Source organism: Streptomyces sp. NPDC025784, assembly GCF_055558435.1.
In genome coordinates, this window is record NZ_JBVHMN010000003.1 from 1 (window position 1) to 17,129 (window position 17,129).

The following is a 17,129-nucleotide window of genomic DNA, read 5'->3' on the forward strand; positions in this document are numbered from 1 at the left end:
TTCCCCACTGCTGCCTCCCGTAGGAGTCTGGGCCGTGTCTCAGTCCCAGTGTGGCCGGTCGCCCTCTCAGGCCGGCTACCCGTCGTCGCCTTGGTGAGCCACTACCTCACCAACAAGCTGATAGGCCGCGGGCTCATCCTTCACCGCCGGAGCTTTTAACCCCCACCCATGCGGGCAGGAGTGTTATCCGGTATTAGACCCCGTTTCCAGGGCTTGTCCCAGAGTGAAGGGCAGATTGCCCACGTGTTACTCACCCGTTCGCCACTAATCCACCCCGAAGGGCTTCATCGTTCGACTTGCATGTGTTAAGCACGCCGCCAGCGTTCGTCCTGAGCCAGGATCAAACTCTCCGTGAATGTTTACCGGTAATCCGGTCGAACACCACGAGAGCGGAACAACCGGTCGGAATAGGACCGGTCGTTCACAGCGTCCTCGCTGTGCGCCTACCAGGCAGTGCCCGGCAGGACTTTTTCAAAGGAACCTCGTCCCAGCCGAACGGCCGGAGACGGGGTATCAACATATCTGGCGTTGATTTTTGGCACGCTGTTGAGTTCTCAAGGAACGGACGCTTCCTTTGTACTCACCCGAGAGACTCTCTCAGGCTTTCCTCCGGGCAGTTTCCCTTCGGTCTTGCGTTTCCGACTCTATCAGATCTTTCCGATCCGATTTCCTCGGTGCTTTCCAGGTTCCCGCTTTCGCGTTTCCCTTTCCGGCGGTTCCGACTCTATCAGACTCTTTCGTGTCTGACTCCCAGTCAGGGGGGTTTGTCTTCCCGGCCGTTGGGCCCTTCCGACGTCCCAAACTTTAGCGGATCCTCCCGGCGGTTCCTAATCGGGCCGTCGAGCCCGAATCGAATTGAATTCGGGCACGCCGAATTCACCCCGGTTGGGAGATCGTGCTGGTGGTTGAGTTGCCGCATCAGCGGCGGAGGTGCTGTCGCAGAACCGTTACGGCCCCGTGGCAACTCGAAGAACCTTACGGATCCGGCAGGACGATGTCAACCATCCCTGTCAAGATCTTTAATCGAGGTCGCTGAGCCGGCCGCTGGCGTCCGGCTGGGCGTGCTCCACACGCCGCAGCAGGCGGGTCAGGGCCTCGCCCAGGACGCCCCGCTCCTCGGCGGACAGGTCCTGGAGCAGGTCCTCCTCGAAGACGGTGGCGAGGCGCATCGCCTCCAGCCACTTCTCCCGCCCCTCGTCCGTCAGCTCCACGATCACGCGCACACGGTTCGACTCGTCGCGCTCCCTGGTGACCAGCCCCTCCGCGACCATGCGGTCGATGCGGTGGGTCATCGCGGCCGGGGTGAGACCCAGCCGCTTGGCGAGGTCGCTCGGGCCCATGCGGTACGGGGCGCCGGAGAGGACGAGCGCCTTGAGGACCTCCCATTCGGCATTGCTGATGCCGAGGGCGGCGGTCTGGCGGCCGTAGGCGACGTTCATACGCCGGTTCAGGCGGGAGAGCGCCGACACGATCTTCTCGACCTGGGGGTCGAGGTCCTGGAACTCGCGCTGGTAGGCGGCGATCTGTTCTTCGAGGGTCGGCTCGCTGACGCCGGGAGTGTCGCCCATGGCGGCAGTATCGCACGGCGTCGCTTGGCGTTGAAGTCCTTCAAGGTGTAGAGTTCAACTTCTAACTTTAGCTTCGAAGTCTTCAGGTCTGCATTCATGCCCCCTGAACATGCGCCGGTAACGGCGACATGGGCAGGGGGCACGTCCGTGGCCCCGGGACTTCACGACCAAGGCAGGTGAAAGTGACCAGGGCGATGGGCGCAGCGATGCGCCGGATCCACGTGGGCAACGCTCTCAGCGCGTTCGGGCTCGGCTTTACGGTCCCCTTCCTCTACGTCTATGTGGCGCAGGTGCGGGGACTCGGCTCCATGACGGCGGGCGTCGTGCTCGCCGTCTTCGCCGTCGCCGCCCTGGTCGTGCTGCCGTTCGCCGGACGGGCCATCGTCCGGCGCGGCCCGCTGCCGGTCCTGCTCGCCGCCCTGCTCACCGCCGCCGTCGGAGCGCTCAGCCTCGGCCTGGCCGGCAGCGCGGCCACCGTGCTGCTGTCGGCCGCGGCGCTCGGCGCGGGTCAGGCCGTGATGCAGCCGTCGCTGGCGACGATGATCGTGGACTGCTCCACCGCGGACACCCGCTCGCGCGCCTTCGCGATGCAGTTCTTCCTGCAGAACCTCGGCCTCGGCGTCGGCGGCCTGATCGGCGGTCACATCGTCGACACGAGCAGGACGAGCTCGTTCACCCTGCTGTTCGCGATCGAGGCGGCCATGTTCCTGCTGCTCGTCGTGATCATGTCGACCGTGCGGATGCCCCGCGCACCCCGGATCGAGGGGAACGCGCCGCAGGCCAGGGGCGGCAACTGGAAGGAGCTGCTCGGCAACCGGGCCATGGTGCAGCTCTCCGTCCTGGGCTTCGTGCTGTTCTTCGCCTGCTACGGGCAGTTCGAGTCGGGTCTGTCCGCGTACGGTGTCGAGGCCGCCGGGATCTCCACGTCCGCGCTCGGCACGGCGATGGCCGCCAACACCGCGATGATCGTGGTCGCGCAGTTCGCGGTCCTCAAGTTCGTCGAGCGCAGGAAGCGGTCCCGGGTGATCGCCGCGGTCGGGCTCATCTGGGCCGTGGCATGGCTCGCGGCCGGGTACGCGGGACTCGGGCACGGCAGCCGGACCATGGCCACCGCCGCGTTCGTCTCGACGTACGCGCTCTTCGGGCTCGGTGAGGCGATGCTGTCGCCGACGGTCGCCCCGCTGGTGGCCGATCTGGCGCCGTCGGGCATGGCGGGTCAGTACAACTCCGCCTTCGCCCTGGTGAAGCAGCTCGCGCTGGCGATCGGTCCGGCGGTGGGTGGTCCGATGGGCGCGTCGCTGCACGGCCCTTACGTCGTCACGTTCCTGCTGTTCTCGCTCGGCATCACGTTCCTCGCCGTGCGCCTGGGCCGGCAGCTCACGCCCGTGCAGAACCAGCCGTCGCTCGTGAGGAGCCGGGTGGTCGCGCAGGGTGGCGCGCCGGCGGAGCCGGTCACGGCGAGCGCCTGACGCACGGACGGACCGGCACGGACGGACGACGGCCGTCAGCACGGAGCACCGTGGTGACGGCCGTCGTCGTGTCTCAGCGCACCGCCGTGACCAGGTTGGCCGTGAACGGGACGGTCGCGCTGCCGTCGGGGGCGGTGCGGTCCGCGAGGTGGGCGTGGACGGCGCGGCCGGCCCGCGCGAGGGCCTCCTCGCCCCGGGTGTCGATGATCGTCTGGCCCCAGGAGGTCGAGGAGAGCTGGCCGGGTGCGTAGGCGTCCAGCGGCGGGAGGGCGACTCCGAAGCCGACCTCGCGGGCGGTGACGTCGTGGAAGCCGGCGGTGCGCAGGGCGGCGGTGAGGCGCTCGGCGGTGCCGGAGAAGGCGCCCTCGTAGTCCGCCGCGACCTCGGGTCCGCCGTACTCCCTGACGGCCTCGTACTGGGCGACGAAGTACGGGATCAGCTCCCGCGCGGCCCAGGCGGTGGCGGCGAACCGGCCACCGGGCCGGGTCACCCGGGCCACCTCGGCGAAGGCGGCGTCGAGGTCGGGGAAGAACTGGACGCCCTGCTGGCAGACGACCGCGTCGAAGGTGGCGTCCTCGTAGGGGAGCTTGTCGGCCGGAGCCGTCGTGAAGTCGATGTCCGGGTACATGCGGGGCGCGTGCGCCCTGGCCACCCTGATCATGCCCTCGTTGACGTCCGCGCCGAAGACCCGGCCCCGCGGGCCCACGCGGGCGGCGACCGCACGGGCCACGAAGCCGGTTCCGCAGGCCAGGTCGAGGACCGTGGCGCCCGGATAGAGGTCGACGGCGTCCAGGGCCGCGTCGACGAAGGGCGCCATGAACGGCGCGGCGTACCGCTCGTACCGCTCGGGGGCGGTTCCTTTGAGCTGAAAGCCCGTTTCGTCTGCCATGGGGAGCTACTAGCACCGGCAGGTGCGGACGGCTAGATGGCGCGCGGAGGTGCCTCCGGCGTGCACCCCCTGCCGCCCGCCCCGTCCGCGCGCCGGGAGATCTCAGGCGACGGGCGCACTCACGTGGTGCCGCCGCGGGGCAGGACGAACTCGCACCACACCGCCTTCCCGCCGCCGGGTGTACGGCGCGAGCCCCAGGCGGAGGCGATCGTGGCGACGATGGCGATACCGCGGCCGGCCTCGTCCCCGGGCTCGGCGCGACGCCGGCGGGGCAGGTGCTCGTCGCCGTCGGTCACCTCGATGGTCAGGCGCCGGTCGGTGCGCCGCAGACGCAGTCGCATCGGCGGGGTGCCGTGCTGGAGCGAGTTGGCGACGAGCTCGCTGACGGCGAGGACGCCCAGGTCGTGCAGATCCGCGGGGAAGCGCCAGCTGGTGAGGACACCGGACGCGAAGGCACGCGCGCGTGGAGCCGCTTCCACCCCGCCGAGGAGCTCCAGGGCGGCGTTGCGGAACAGGTCGCCGTCGGCTCCGGTGCGCGCCGGGTGCTGGAGGACCAGGACGGCCACGTCGTCGTCGTGGTCGGCCGTGACGCCCGCCGAGCGGACCAGCCGGTCGCAGACCACCTGCGGTGTTCCGGTGGCTCCCGCCAAAGCGCGCTCCAGCGCGGCGATCCCCTCGTCCAGGTCCTCGTCGCGGCGCTCCACGAGACCGTCCGTGTACAGGACGGCCGTGGAGCCGGGACCGAGCGGGACCGAGCCGGAGGCGTGCAGCCAGCCGCCGGTGCCGAGGGGCGGCCCGGTGGGCTCGTCGGCGCGGTGGACGGTGCCGCTCTCGTCCCGTACGAGGATCGGCAGATGACCGGCGGACGCGTACACGAGACGCCCCTCGTTGGGGTCGTGGACGGCGTAGACGCAGGTGGCGATCTGGTTGGCGTCGATCTCGGTGGCGAGGCCGTCGAGGAGCTGCAGGACCTCGTGGGGCGGCAGGTCGAGGCGGGCGTACGCGCGGACGGCGGTACGCAGCTGGCCCATGACGGCGGCGGCACGCACGCCCCGGCCCATGACGTCGCCGATGACGAGGGCCGTCCGGCCGCCGCCGAGGGTGATCACGTCGTACCAGTCGCCGCCGACCGCGGCCTCCGTGCCGCCGGGCTGGTACGTCGCCGCGATGCGCAGGTCGTCGGGCTGCTCCAGCTCCTGGGGGAGCAGGGAGCGTTGCAGGGTGACGGCCGTCTCGCGCTGGCGGCGCTCGCTGGCGCGCAGCCGTTCGGCGGCCTCGGCGTGGTCGGTGACGTCGGTGGCGAAGACGAGCACCCCGCGGCCCTCGCCGTCCGGGGCGATGTCGACGGGCGTGCAGGTGAACGTGTAGGAGCGACCGCTCGGCACCTTGCGGGACTTGACCGTGCGGGACTTGGCGCTGCGCAGCACCTGGTCGAGGAGCGGGAGCAGGCCGAGCGCGTCCAGTTCGGGCAGTGCCTCGCGCGCGGGCACGCCGACCGGACGGGCGCCGAAGGCCGCCGCATAGGCGTCGTTGACGTAGGCGAGCCGGTGGTCGGGCCCGTGCACGAGGGCGACGAGCGCCGGGACGCGGTCGAGGACCTCGCGCACGCGCAGTTCGTCGACGGCGAGGGCGGGCGGCGCGTCGCCGGTCAGCTGCTCGACGCGGGCCGCCGGCACGGAGCCTTCCCCTCGTGGGTCCGGGGAGACCGTGTGCTCGGTCCGCGCTGCGGCGCGGCGCTGCGTTCCGGGGAGCCGGGCGCTCCAGCGCGTGAAGTTCACAGTGGGGAAAGCCTCGTGTTGAGAAGGGCGAGCGGTTCGCCCGCCCGAGGTCGTGGACCAGTCTGGCAGTCTGGCGGACCGGGCCGACATCCGTCAGACGCCGGTCCGGCCGGTGGAGTTCCGCGGTCCGGTCAGGACGACCCCTTCGGGTCGTGAGGAGGCTTTCCACCGGCCGCGAGTTCGAACTCCGCACGGGGGTGTTCGAGCGAGCCGAGAGACACGATCTCCCTCTTGAAGAGCCCCGCCAAGGTCCATTCGGCGAGCACACGGGCCTTGCGGTTGAAGGTGGGCACCCTGCTCAGGTGGTAGACGCGGTGCATGAACCAGGCAGGATAGCCCTTCAGCTTGCGGCCGTAGACGTGTGCGACGCCCTGGTGCAGTCCCAGCGACGCGACCGAGCCGACGTACTTGTGGGCGTACGTCTCCAGGGGCTCGCCGCGCAGGGAGTGCGCGATGTTGTCACCGAGGGTCTTGGCCTGCCGTACAGCGTGCTGGGCGTTGGGCGCGGTGTCCGTGCCGGGCTTGTCCACGGTGACGTCCGGGACGGCGGCGGCGTCCCCCGCGGCCCACGCGTGCGGTGCGCCGTCGACGGTCAGCTCGGGGGTGCAGCGCAGCCGGCCGCGCTCGTTCAGCGGCAGGTCGGTGGCGGCGAGGATCGGGTGGGGCTTCACGCCGGCCGTCCACACGACGGTGCGGGTCGGGAAGCGTGCGCCGTCGCTGAGGACCGCGACACGGTCCGCGCACGATTCGAGGCGGGTCTCCAGGCGTACGTCGATGTTGCGGCGGCGCAGCTCGGTGACCGTGTACCTGCCCATCTCCTCGCCGACCTCGGGGAGGATGCGGTCCGAGGCCTCGACGAGGATCCACTTCATGTCCTCGGGCCGGACGTTGTGGTAGTAGCGCGCGGTGTAGCGGGCCATGTCCTCCAGCTCGCCGAGGGCCTCGACGCCCGCGTACCCGCCTCCGACGAAGACGAAGGTCAGCGCGGCGTCGCGGATCGCCGGGTCGCGGGTGGAGGAGGCGATGTCCATCTGCTCGATGACGTGGTTGCGCAGGCCGATGGCCTCCTCGACCGTCTTGAAGCCGATGGCGTAGTCGGCGAGGCCGGGGATCGGGAGGGTGCGCGAGACGGAGCCAGGGGCGAGGACCAGTTCGTCGTAGGCGATCTGCTCGGCGCCGGCTCCCTCCTCCTCGGTGGCGAGGGTGGTGAGGGTCGCGGTGCGCTTGGCGTGGTCGATCGACTGGGCCTCGCCGATGACGATCCTGCACTGGCTGAGGACCCGGCGCAGCGGGACGACGACGTGCCGCGGGGAGATCGAGCCCGCGGCGGCTTCGGGAAGGAACGGCTGATACGTCATGTACGGGTCGGGGGACACGACGGTGATCTCGACGTCGCCCCGCTTCAGTTCGGCCTTCAACTTCTGCTGGAGGCGCAGGGCCGTGTACATCCCGACGTAGCCGCCGCCGACAATGAGAATGCGCGCACGTTCCTTCACCACCCCATGACGCACCCGACAACAGCGTTTGTCCACAGCCCCGACAATTTGTGTGACCGGTCGCCGACAACGCGAAGAGTTGGCCGATTTGCCGGGCTCTGCGAGAAAACCGCAGCTCAGAGCGGGTGTCAGGGGGGCACGGAGGGGGCGCAATCGGGACGTAACCGGCCCGTACTCCGATCGGGGGGCGCTCCGTGCGGAACCTGCCCCTTCTGAATTGACTGCCTCTCAACTATGTTCGTGTGTCGACGGAGTGTAGGGGGATGCGCTCCACGGGTCCGACGGGGACCCGTGCGGACGAGTTCGTGCCCCACGCTCCGGCTATCAATGGCGGGGAGAGTCTCCGGGGGGAGACGTCATTACCGGGGGAACGTTATGCACATTCAGGACTCTCATTGGTCTTCCGCGTCTGCCATCGCGCCCGGCGGCGCGGCGGGCGGCAACGGCCGGGTGCCGGCGGACGGATCGCGCACCACACCGCTGCGCGTGGACGCACAGCGCAATCTCGAGCACGTCCTGCGCGCGGCGCGCGAGGTCTTCGGCGAGCTGGGGTACGGCGCGCCCATGGAGGACGTCGCCCGGCGCGCCCGGGTCGGCGTCGGCACGGTGTACCGGCGCTTCCCGAGCAAGGACGTCCTGGTCCGCCGCATAGCCGAGGAGGAGACCTCAAGGCTGACCGACCAGGCGCGCGCGGCACTCGGCCAGGAGGACGAGCCGTGGTCGGCGCTCTCGCGCTTCCTGCGCACCTCGGTGGCCTCGGGCGCCGGACGGCTGCTGCCCCCGCAGGTGCTGCGGGTCGGTGTCGCCGACGACGGCTCCGAGCCGGACGAGGCGCGGGTGCCGCAGCAGCGCTCGCAGCCCACACCCGAACTGCGGCTCGTCGAGCAGCGGCCGGCACCGGTCGAGGAGGAGTCGATCCTCGCGGCGGACGACGCCGGCGCGGCGGCCCTGCTCGACGTGGTGGGCCGACTGGTGGACCGGGCCCGCGCGGCCGGCGAACTGCGCGCCGACGTCACCGTCGCGGACGTCCTCCTGGTGATCGCGACGGCCGCCCCGTCGCTGCCGGACGCCGCCCAGCAGGCCGCGGCCTCGGCCCGGCTCCTCGACATCCTGCTGGAAGGCCTGCGCTCCCGCCCGGCGTGACCCACGACAGGGGGCGCGCGGTGTGAAGCGCGCGGTCCTGCCGCCCCGGCCCCGCGCCGATGCGCTCCCTGACAGGGGCGCCGGTTCGGACCGCCGGCTCACGGCCCACAGCGGGTCGTACACACGAAGCCGTGGCCCTGCGCGGGCCGTGCGCACAAATCCACGGCCCGATGCGGGTCGTGGGCCCGAAGAACACGGACCCGTTGCGGGCCGTGCGCCGACGGCCGCGGAGCCGGTGCGCGCGGCCCCCGCACCACACTCCACCCCTATCCGGACATAAGGCAACTCCCGTTCGAACAACGGCTGTTGACCATTCCCCGAACGAGTGACCAGTAGTACTGCCGGGTGGGAAGTCCCCCCGGACGAGTGGTTGGCCCGTACGGGAAGGACCCGCCCCTGGAGCGTGTGGCACGCTTGCCCGGTATTCGGGTCCGAGTGTGCAGGCGGGGGCTTTCCGCGATGAGTTTTGACGGGCGGGACGAGTCACCCGGCGACGGTGGCGCGGATGGCGACGCGGAGACCGGCAAAGGCCCGGGAACCGGCGGAAGCCCGGAAGTCGGCGCGAGCCCGGGGGCCGACAACACCCCGGAAACCGGCGACGCCCCGACCCCACATGTGCCCGGGCAGGTGCCCGGCAACGTGCCCGGACAGGTGCCCAGCCAGGGCGGACGCCAGGGCGTCCCCTGGGCCCCCGTGCCCACCGGCGGAGCCCCCGACGCCGGCGTCCCGGCCCAGCGCGACCGGCGCGAGGACGGCGTGCTGCCGCCCCCGGTCGAACCGCCGCCGTCCGACGCCGACCTCATCGCACGGATGCGCGCGGGCGACGACACCGCCTACGAGGCGCTGTACCGGCGGCACGCGGAAGCCGTCCGCCGCTACGCCCGCACCTGCTGCCGGGACGCCCACACCGCCGACGACCTCACGGCCGAGGTCTTCGCCCGCATGCTCCAGGCGGTACGCGGCGGCAGCGGCCCCGAACACGCCGTCCGCGCGTACCTGCTGACGACGGTCCGCCGCGTCGCCGCGAACTGGACGAAGTCGGCGAACCGTGAGCATCTGGTCGACGACTTCGCGGTGTTCGCCGCGCAGGCGGCCCGCGGATCCGAGGTGTCCGACGACGACACGCTCGACCTGGGCGCGGACGTGCGCGCGATGCACGAGGCCGAGCAGTCCATGGCCATGCGGGCCTTCCGGTCGCTGCCCGAGCGCTGGCAGGCCGTGTTGTGGCACACCGAGGTCGAGGACGAGTCGCCGAGCCAGGTGGCCACCCTCTTCGGCCTCGACGCCAACGGCACCCGCGTCCTCGCCAGCCGCGCCCGTGAGGGCCTCAAACAGGCCTACCTCCAGGCGCACGTCAGCACCACGCTCACCATGGACGAGGAGTGCGCCCGGTACGCCGACCGGCTCGGCGCCTACGCCCGCGGCGGGCTGCGCACGCGCGCCGAGCGCGGACTGCGCAAGCATCTGGAGGAGTGCGCCAAGTGCCGGCTGGCCGCCGGCCAGATCAAGGAAGTCGCCGGCGGCATCCCCGCGGTCGTGCCGGTCGCCGTCATCGGCTGGTTCGGTGCCGCCGGGTACGGAAAGGCCGTCGCCCTCGTCGCCGGCGGCGCCGGGGCCGGAGCGGCGGGGGCCGCGGGCGCGGCGGCGGCGGGCGGCGGCTCCGGCGGGGCGGGCACCGGAGGCGGCGCGGCGGCCGCGGAAGGACTCGGGGCGCCCGTCAAGGCGGGCATCGCGGCAGGTGTCGTGGCCGTCGCCGCGACCGCGGTGGCACTCGCCCTGGCCGGTAACGACAGCCCGGCGAAGCGGCCCGAGGCCAAGCCACCCGCCTCGCCCGCCGTCGAGGCGCCGCTGCCGTCACCGAGGCCTCCGAAGCAGGCGCCCGCGCCGAATCCCCCCGCCCCGGCGCCCACCCTGCCCCCGAAGCCGACACCCAAGTCCTCCCCGAGACCCACCCCCGACGCGTCCCCCACGCCCACTCCCACGCCCAGGCCCACCCCGACGAAGGCGCGGCCCACGCCCCGCCCGACACCACCGTCACCACCGACGCCGACCCCGCCGCCCCCTCCCGCGCCGGTCGTCTACCAGTGGAGCGAGCTCGGCTACAGCGTCGAGGGCGACCACACCGGGCCCGAGATGCGGCTCGGCGAGAGCAGCTGGGTGTGGCAGCGCGACCGCCTGTCGATCGCGAACGACCGGTACGCCCACGGGGTGACCGTGCACGGCCGGTCCTCCGTCACCATCGACCTCAACCGCGCGTGCTCCTCGTACGACGCGACGGTCGGCGTCGACGACCTGACGATGGGCCTCGGCAGCGTGCGCTTCTCCGTCCACGCCGACGGGACGCGGCTGTGGCAGTCACCACTGATCGAGGGCGGCGACCGGGCCGTCCCCGTCCACGTCGACCTCACCGGCCGCAGGACGGTCCGCCTCGAGGTCGAACCGCACGGCCCGTTCGACTCCGCGTCGCTGGCGGACTGGGCGGAGTCCAAGTTCCGGTGCAGGTGAGCGCCGTACGCCGCTATCCGGCGGTTCGCTCCCGCAGCGCGGCGGCCAGGTCCCGCAGGGCGTCCTGAGTGGTGAAGTCCGCGCCGGCGGCCCGCTCGGACGCGTGGCGGGCCGGGCCGAGGGCGGCGAGCGCGGCGGCCTCCGTACGCGCGGCGACGGTCTCCTCGCGGGCGGGCCGCGGATGGCCGCCACGCCACCGTGCGCCGGCGGAGAGCAGCCGGACCGCGAGCGGATGGTCGCCGAGCTCGCCGACGAGCCCCGCGGCGACATCGACGAAAGCGGCCGCCACCACGTCGGCACACCGCAGATCGACCGCCTCCCGCAGGGCGTCGACCATCTTCCGCAGACCGATGAGCGGCCCGGACTCGGCGACCGTCACCAGCGCGTCGACCCAGTTGAGCGCCGCGGTGAACTGCGGCGGCGGGCTGCCCAGGGCGGACTCGGCGCGCGCCCGCTCGCACAGCTCGCGCGCGAAGGCGACCTCCCCTTCGTCCAGAACCATCTGGGCACGCAACAGATGGACGAACGGCCTGGAATCCATCACCCCGTAGCGGTCGGCGGCGGCGCCCGCCTCGTCCAGGATCGCCAGGGCCTTGGACCGCTCGCCCGAGCGGTACGCGACCTCCGCCAGCCGCGCGATCAGGAACGGCGTCTCCGCGTACGCCCCCACCTCGTGGGCGAGCCGCAACGCCTCCTCGTACTCGCCCTTCGCCTCCCCGAAACGGCTGCGCGCCATGGCCGCCTCACCGGCAGCGCTGCACACCTGGGCCCGCATCCAGCGGTCGCCCACCCGACGGCTGAGCACGCGCAACTCCGCCAGGTCGTCATCGACGCCGGGCATGCCACCGGGGGCGTCTACGACCATGTGCGTGCGGAACATCAGCATGACGCCGACCTCCCATTCGCCGCCGTACTCACGGCAGTTGGCGATCGCCGCGTCGAGTGCGGGCTGCGCGTCGGTCGCCCCGCCGAGGAAGTAGGAGGCCAGCGGCCAGACGAGTCCCGGCATCCGCGCCGCGTCCGGGCCACCCGTCTTGAAAGCGGCCTGCACACGCTCGATGTACTCCCGCGACCAGTCGTCCGCCCAGTCGCCGGGCGGTCCGGCTTCCAGCTTCATGAACAGGTCGAACATGCGCAGCCTCATCCGCATCGGACGCAGCGGATGGGACGCGTCGCGCCCGGGTTCCTCCAGGAACACCGCCACGGGGTCGACCGCTTGCAGCGCGGCGAGGAACGAGTGCGTGTCCTCCCCCGCGGGCACCGTGCCCAGTTCGGCCGCCGTGCCCAGCCGCAGCACGAGCTCCGTCCAGTCCGTGCCCTCACGGCGGTAGTTGCGCAGCCACCAGAACCAGCCCATGGCGAGGACCACGGAGCCGGCCGTCTCCTCGTCACCGGCGACGACCGTGCGGTGCAGGGCCGCCCGGATGTTGTCGAGCTCGGTCTCCAGCCGGCGGATCCACGGGAGCTGCGCGGCGGAACGCAGCAGCGGTTCGGCCTCCTCCACGAGCGCCCGGACCCACGCGCGGTGCCGATGCTCGGCCGCGGCACGCAGCCCGGGGACCTCGGCGGCGCGCTCGGCGGCGTACTCGTGGATCGTCTCCAGCATGCGGTACCGCATGCCGCCCCACTCGTCGTCGTACGGCGTCGCGACGATCAGGGACTTGTCGACGAGCGCCCCGACGAGATCGGTCGCCGGTCCGGTGCACACGGCCTCCGCCGCCGCCAGGTCCCAGCCGCCGGCGAACACGGACACCTCGCGCAGCACCGTCCGCTCCCGCTCGTCGAGCAGGTCCCAGGACCAGTCGACGACGGCACGCAGCGTCTGCTGGCGGGGCAGCACCGTACGGCTCCCTGAGGTGAGCAGACGGAAACGGTCGTCGAGCCGGTCGGCGATCTGGCGGGGGGTGAGCAGCCGCAGCCGCGCCGCCGCCAGCTCGATGGCGAGGGGAAGACCGTCGAGCCGCCGGCAGATCTCGTCCACCGCCGCCGCGTCGTGGAACGCGACATCGGCGTCGGGACGTACGGCCGACGCCCGCTCCATGAACAGCCGGCGGGCCGGATCCGGTGGCAGGGGCTCGACCGGGCGCAGCAACTCGCCCGGCACACCGAGGGGTTCACGACTGGTCGCGAGGATCGTGAGCCCGGGGCAGTGCGTCAGCAGGGTCTCGGCGAGCTCGGCCGCCGCGTCGATGACGTGCTCGCAGTTGTCGAGGATCAGGAGCTGGCTGCGCGGGGCGCAGTGCTCGACGAGCAGCGCGACCGGGTCGTCCTGCGGCACGCCCGCCATCTCGTTGGTCATCAGGACGGTCTCGCGCAGGCCGAGCGCGTTGACCACGGCGCCCGGGACCGCCTCGGGCCGGTCGAGCGGGGCCAGCTCGACGAGCCAGGCCTGCGGGAGCCCGGCGGCGGCCTCCTCCGCGAGGCGCGTCTTTCCCGAACCGCCCGGTCCGGTCAGGGTGACCAGGCGGGCCCTGCCGAGATCCGAACGGATGGCGTCGAGTTCGGGCTCCCGCCCCACGAACGAGTTCAGCCGAGGGCGCAGATTCCCGCCCCGCAAGGGCTCGGCCGGCCCGGCCTCAGGACCGTCCCCGGACGGCCCATTCAGCAACTGCGCGTGCAGGGAACGCAGTTCCGGCCCGGGATCGGCCCCCAGGCTCTCCAGCAGTCCGCGGCGCACCTCCTCGTACGCGGCGAGGGCGTCCGCTCCGCGCCCCGCGTCGCGCAGGGCGCGGATCAGCAGGACCTGCAACCCCTCGTCGTACGGATGGGCCGTCGTCAGCTCCCGCAGCTCGGGTACGACGTCGGAGGCACGGCCGAGCCGGAGGTCCGCCTCGGCCCGGGCCCGCGTCGCCTCCAGACGCAGCGCCTCCGGACGGGTCGCCGCCGAGCGGTCGGGCAGGTCGGCGAGGGCCGGGCCGCGCCACAGGGCCAGGGCCTCGCGCAGGCGGTCGGCCGCGGTGGTGGTGTCGCCGCGGTCCAGAGCGGCCCGGCCCTCCGCGGCGAGCCGCTCGAAGACGAACAGGTCCACGTCGTCGCCGGTGGCACGGAGGCGGTAGCCGCCCGCCTCCGAGGTGACCTCGTCCTTGCCGATGGCCCGGCGGAGACGGCCGACCAGCGCCTGGAGCGCGGCGGGGGCGTCCGCGGGGGGAGCGTCCGCCCAGACCTCGTCGATGAGGGTGGCCGGGCTGGTGGGGCGGGCGGGGCGCTGGGCGAGTGCGGTGAGCAGGGCGCGTACGCGGGGGCCGCCCACGTCCACCTGGGTTCCCCGGTCGTCCTCCGCCTGGGTGATCCCCAGAATTCTGTACCGCACCCGCCCATTCTCGCCGCCCGCGCCCGCCGGAACACCGCCTTTCCCCGGCGAGCCGGTCCGCACCCCCACCAGCGCCCTCCCCCGGGGCTCCGCCCCGGACCCCCGATCGGCCTCGTCCTCAAACGCCGGACGGGCTGGGAGGTGCGCCCTCCGCTCCCAGGCGGGACGGGCCGGGTGGGGCCCACCGGCACTCGTAAGGCGCCCGGAACTCAGCCAGATCGGCCTGAACGGCCTCGTCCTCAAACGCCGGACGGGCTGGGAGGTGGCTCCCTGTCCTCAATGCGGGACGGGACGGGACGGGAGCCAGCGCCCGAAGTGAACTGCCGCCGGACGGAACGGGAGCCAGCGCCCGAAGTGAACTGCCGCCGGACGGAACGGGAGCCAGCGCCCGAAGTGAACTGCCGCCGGACGGAACGGGAGCCAGCGCCCGAAGTGAACTGCCGCCGGACGGGACGGGGGCCAGCCTCGGACGACGACGGCCTGGGAGCTGCCGCCGGACGGGCTGAAGGGGCGGCCGGACGCACTGCAGAAGGGGCCGGACGGGCTGAAGGATGACCCCGGCGCCAGAGGCCGGCGGGAACCCGCGAAGGGACGCACCCCGAGATGGACGCACCCCGCGATGGACGCACCCGCAGTCGCCCACTCACCGAAGGGGCCGTGCCGGTGAATCGAATGCCCGTTGCGGACGGCAACACGACCCCACCGCACCGACACACCGGACCACACGAGGGCTGCAACGGGCGGATCACCGGCACGGCCCCGACCCACCCACCGCACAGACGGCGAAACGGCCACCGCACCGACGGCACCCGGCTCAGGCGTGACGCCCCGCCCCCGCCCCCAGAGCCCGTCCCTGCGGCACTATCCCCGCGGGAACGGCCCGCTGGCGAGCCGGAGTCCCCGTCCAGCACGTGCCGCGGCGGGACAGCAGCCGGCGCAGCCACACCTCCAGGGAGACGAGATCCGCGAGGCCGTCCAGCGGCAGGGTCTCGCCCTCCGAGGCCGCGCGGAGCGCCTTGCGGACGACCCGGGCCTCGACCAGCCCCGCCTGAGCGAGCAACGGCGTGTCGAACAGCCCGATCAGGGGATCCGCGAACGCCCGCAACCCCGTCCGCGCGGCCGCCGCCGACGACGCATGGGAGGGCGCACCCCACCCCGGTGGCAGGTCTCCCACTCCGGCGCCCTCCAGCACCGTACGGAGAATCGCCGCCCGCGCCCCGGGCTGCACCCGCAGCGCCTCCGGAAGGCTCCGGCACGCCCGCACCACCTGGTTGTCCAGGAACGGAGCGTGCAGCCGCTGGAAGCGGATCTCGGCGGCCTGCTCCAGCACCCGCACGTCCGCCGCGTGCCGGGCCAGCGCGGCCCGCGCCCGGAAGTCGCCGGGCCGCTGCCCGGGTCCGATCCCGGCCCGCCCTCCACCCGCCTGGAGGCGAACCGATACTTCAGCCAACGCCTCCCCGGTCAGCCAACGCGCCGCGGGCCCGGGTCTGGCCCAGGTGAGCGCGGCGAGCGACGCCCCCACGGCCCCGCCGGGCTCCTCGAACCGCCGGTGCAGCAGCCGCTCGGCGAGGACGTCGACCCCGCTGCGGTAGGGCGTACGGGCCAGCTTCCGCGCCGCGGCGTACACGCGCGCGGGGACCATCACCGACCCGTCGGCCTTCGCCAACGCGGCGACGGGCCGCACCAGATGGCGCCGCTTGCGGTCCATCAGGAGGTCCGCGAGCCGGGCGGGGTGCGCGTCGAGGACCTGCCGGGCGCCGTACCCCGTGAAGTGGTCCGCGCTGCCGGAGGCGAGACGCGCGCGGTGCCGTGCGGCCGTCACCAGGGAGGGCCCCGGCTCGTCCGTCAGCGGGCCTTCGAGGTCGGCGTAGGGGAGGACCTCCTCGCCCCCGGCGACGACGACGTGGTGCAGCCGGGGATTGGCGGCCAGCGTCCCGGCCCGCTCCAGCTCGGCCTCCCGCCCTCTGACGGCGAGGTCGTTGAAGGTGACCGCGAGCAGCCGCTCACCGGCGCCGGTGCCGTGCCCGAGGACCGTGCCGGGCGCCCCGGGAAGCCCGGCGGCGAGCAGCGCCAGCGTCCCGGACGCGGGTCCGCCGGAGAGGTCGGCGCCGATGCCCGGCACGGGCATGCCGCGCGCGGCGCGCCGCTCGGCCGGCCCCATCCCGGGCACCGGTCCGGGGTCCACGTCGGTGCCGGGCACGTGCCGCGGCGCGGCGAGACGCGCGCGGACGGCCTCCACGAGGGCGTCCCGCACGGCGTCCACGGCGCTGTCGGGGTCGGCGGACGGTGCGGCGACGGCGAGGGACGCGACGGGTTCGTACCCGGCGATCTCACGCGCCCCCGCGCGCAGGATGAGCGCGTGCCCCGGCGGGATGCGTCGCACCCCTTCGTACGGGGTCGAGTCGTGCACGGCGTCCGGGACGTCGGGGGCGGCGAGCAGGGCCGCGAGATGCCCGAAGTCGAGGTTGGCCTCGATGAGGTCGGCGAGGGGCAGCGCGGCGGTCGCGTACGCGGTGCCGCCCGCCCAGGGCGTGTAGAAGACGGGCCGGGCGCCCGCGAGGTCGCCGCAGACGGTCACGCGCCGGCCCACCTGGACCACGGCGGTGTAGCTGCCGGCCCAGTTGGTCAGGTGCCGAAGCGCCCCGCCGCGCGCGGCGAACAGCCCGACGCGGAGCTCCTCGTCGGAGGCCGCGCAGGTGCCGAGGACGGCGATGCGGTTCTGCGGGTCGGCCTTCACGACGCGGACCTCGTCGGGGCGCCAGTCGCCGACGGCCCAGAGGGGGTCGGGGTCGCCCCACAGGAGTTGGGAGCCGACCGGATGCACGGTCTCGCCGTCGTTTCCGGTGGCGCCCGCAGAGCCGATCTCAGGCGCTCTGGCGGCGGTACTGCTCCACCCCACCAACCATCGCATCGCCGCCTCCACAGGCTGTGGACAACCAGTGCACCGCACGAACTGGGCACCATGCTGCCA

9 protein-coding genes and 1 rRNA gene are annotated in these 17,129 nt (G+C 73.1%); 3 read left to right on the forward strand and 7 right to left on the reverse strand.

Annotated elements, in window-relative coordinates; genetic code table 11:
• Together ACZ4IF_RS09530 and ACZ4IF_RS09535 are read right to left on the reverse strand one after the other, a co-directional pair.
• Positions 1 to 356: ribosomal RNA gene (locus ACZ4IF_RS09530) — 16S ribosomal RNA — on the reverse strand; the annotation flags it as partial.
• Positions 357 to 1,019: 663 nt separating this feature from the next.
• Positions 1,020 to 1,568 carry a MarR family winged helix-turn-helix transcriptional regulator gene (locus ACZ4IF_RS09535; RefSeq protein ID WP_467561156.1) on the reverse strand — a complete coding sequence of 183 codons (549 nt, stop codon included), beginning with the start codon at positions 1,566 to 1,568 and terminating at the stop codon, positions 1,020 to 1,022.
• A gap of 194 nt (positions 1,569 to 1,762) precedes the next feature.
• On the opposite strand from ACZ4IF_RS09535, the gene ACZ4IF_RS09540 reads away from it, so the two are divergent.
• Positions 1,763 to 3,037, forward strand: coding sequence for an MFS transporter (locus tag ACZ4IF_RS09540; protein WP_467561158.1), 1,275 nt, complete (start codon positions 1,763 to 1,765; stop codon positions 3,035 to 3,037).
• A gap of 73 nt (positions 3,038 to 3,110) precedes the next feature.
• On the opposite strand, the gene ACZ4IF_RS09545 is transcribed toward ACZ4IF_RS09540, so the two are convergent.
• The 3 genes from ACZ4IF_RS09545 to ACZ4IF_RS09555 form a co-directional block, all read right to left on the reverse strand.
• Entirely contained in the window at positions 3,111 to 3,926 is an 816-nt protein-coding gene (locus ACZ4IF_RS09545) for a class I SAM-dependent methyltransferase (protein ID WP_467561160.1), read from the reverse strand.
• A gap of 119 nt (positions 3,927 to 4,045) precedes the next feature.
• The gene (locus ACZ4IF_RS09550) at positions 4,046 to 5,704 is read right to left on the reverse strand and encodes an ATP-binding SpoIIE family protein phosphatase (RefSeq protein WP_467561162.1); all 1,659 of its coding nucleotides are present in this window, start codon (positions 5,702 to 5,704) and stop codon (positions 4,046 to 4,048) included.
• Between the two features lie 131 nt (positions 5,705 to 5,835).
• Entirely contained in the window at positions 5,836 to 7,203 is a 1,368-nt protein-coding gene (locus ACZ4IF_RS09555) for an NAD(P)/FAD-dependent oxidoreductase (RefSeq protein WP_467561164.1), read from the reverse strand.
• 372 nt (positions 7,204 to 7,575) lie between these two features.
• On the opposite strand from ACZ4IF_RS09555, the gene ACZ4IF_RS09560 reads away from it, so the two are divergent.
• On the forward strand, positions 7,576 to 8,343 hold the full coding sequence (locus tag ACZ4IF_RS09560; protein WP_467561166.1) for a TetR/AcrR family transcriptional regulator: 768 nt from the start codon (positions 7,576 to 7,578) through the stop codon (positions 8,341 to 8,343).
• A gap of 459 nt (positions 8,344 to 8,802) precedes the next feature.
• Positions 8,803 to 10,848: a sigma-70 family RNA polymerase sigma factor gene (locus ACZ4IF_RS09565; protein WP_467561168.1), complete on the forward strand. Its 2,046-nt coding sequence runs from the start codon at positions 8,803 to 8,805 to the stop codon at positions 10,846 to 10,848.
• 13 nt (positions 10,849 to 10,861) lie between these two features.
• On the opposite strand, the gene ACZ4IF_RS09570 is transcribed toward ACZ4IF_RS09565, so the two are convergent.
• Complete coding sequence (locus tag ACZ4IF_RS09570; protein ID WP_467561170.1) at positions 10,862 to 14,158, reverse strand: AfsR/SARP family transcriptional regulator; 3,297 nt, start codon at positions 14,156 to 14,158, stop codon at positions 10,862 to 10,864.
• Between the two features lie 814 nt (positions 14,159 to 14,972).
• Entirely contained in the window at positions 14,973 to 17,069 is a 2,097-nt protein-coding gene (locus ACZ4IF_RS09575; protein ID WP_467561172.1) for an asparagine synthase-related protein, read from the reverse strand.
• Positions 17,070 to 17,129 lie beyond the last annotated feature (60 nt).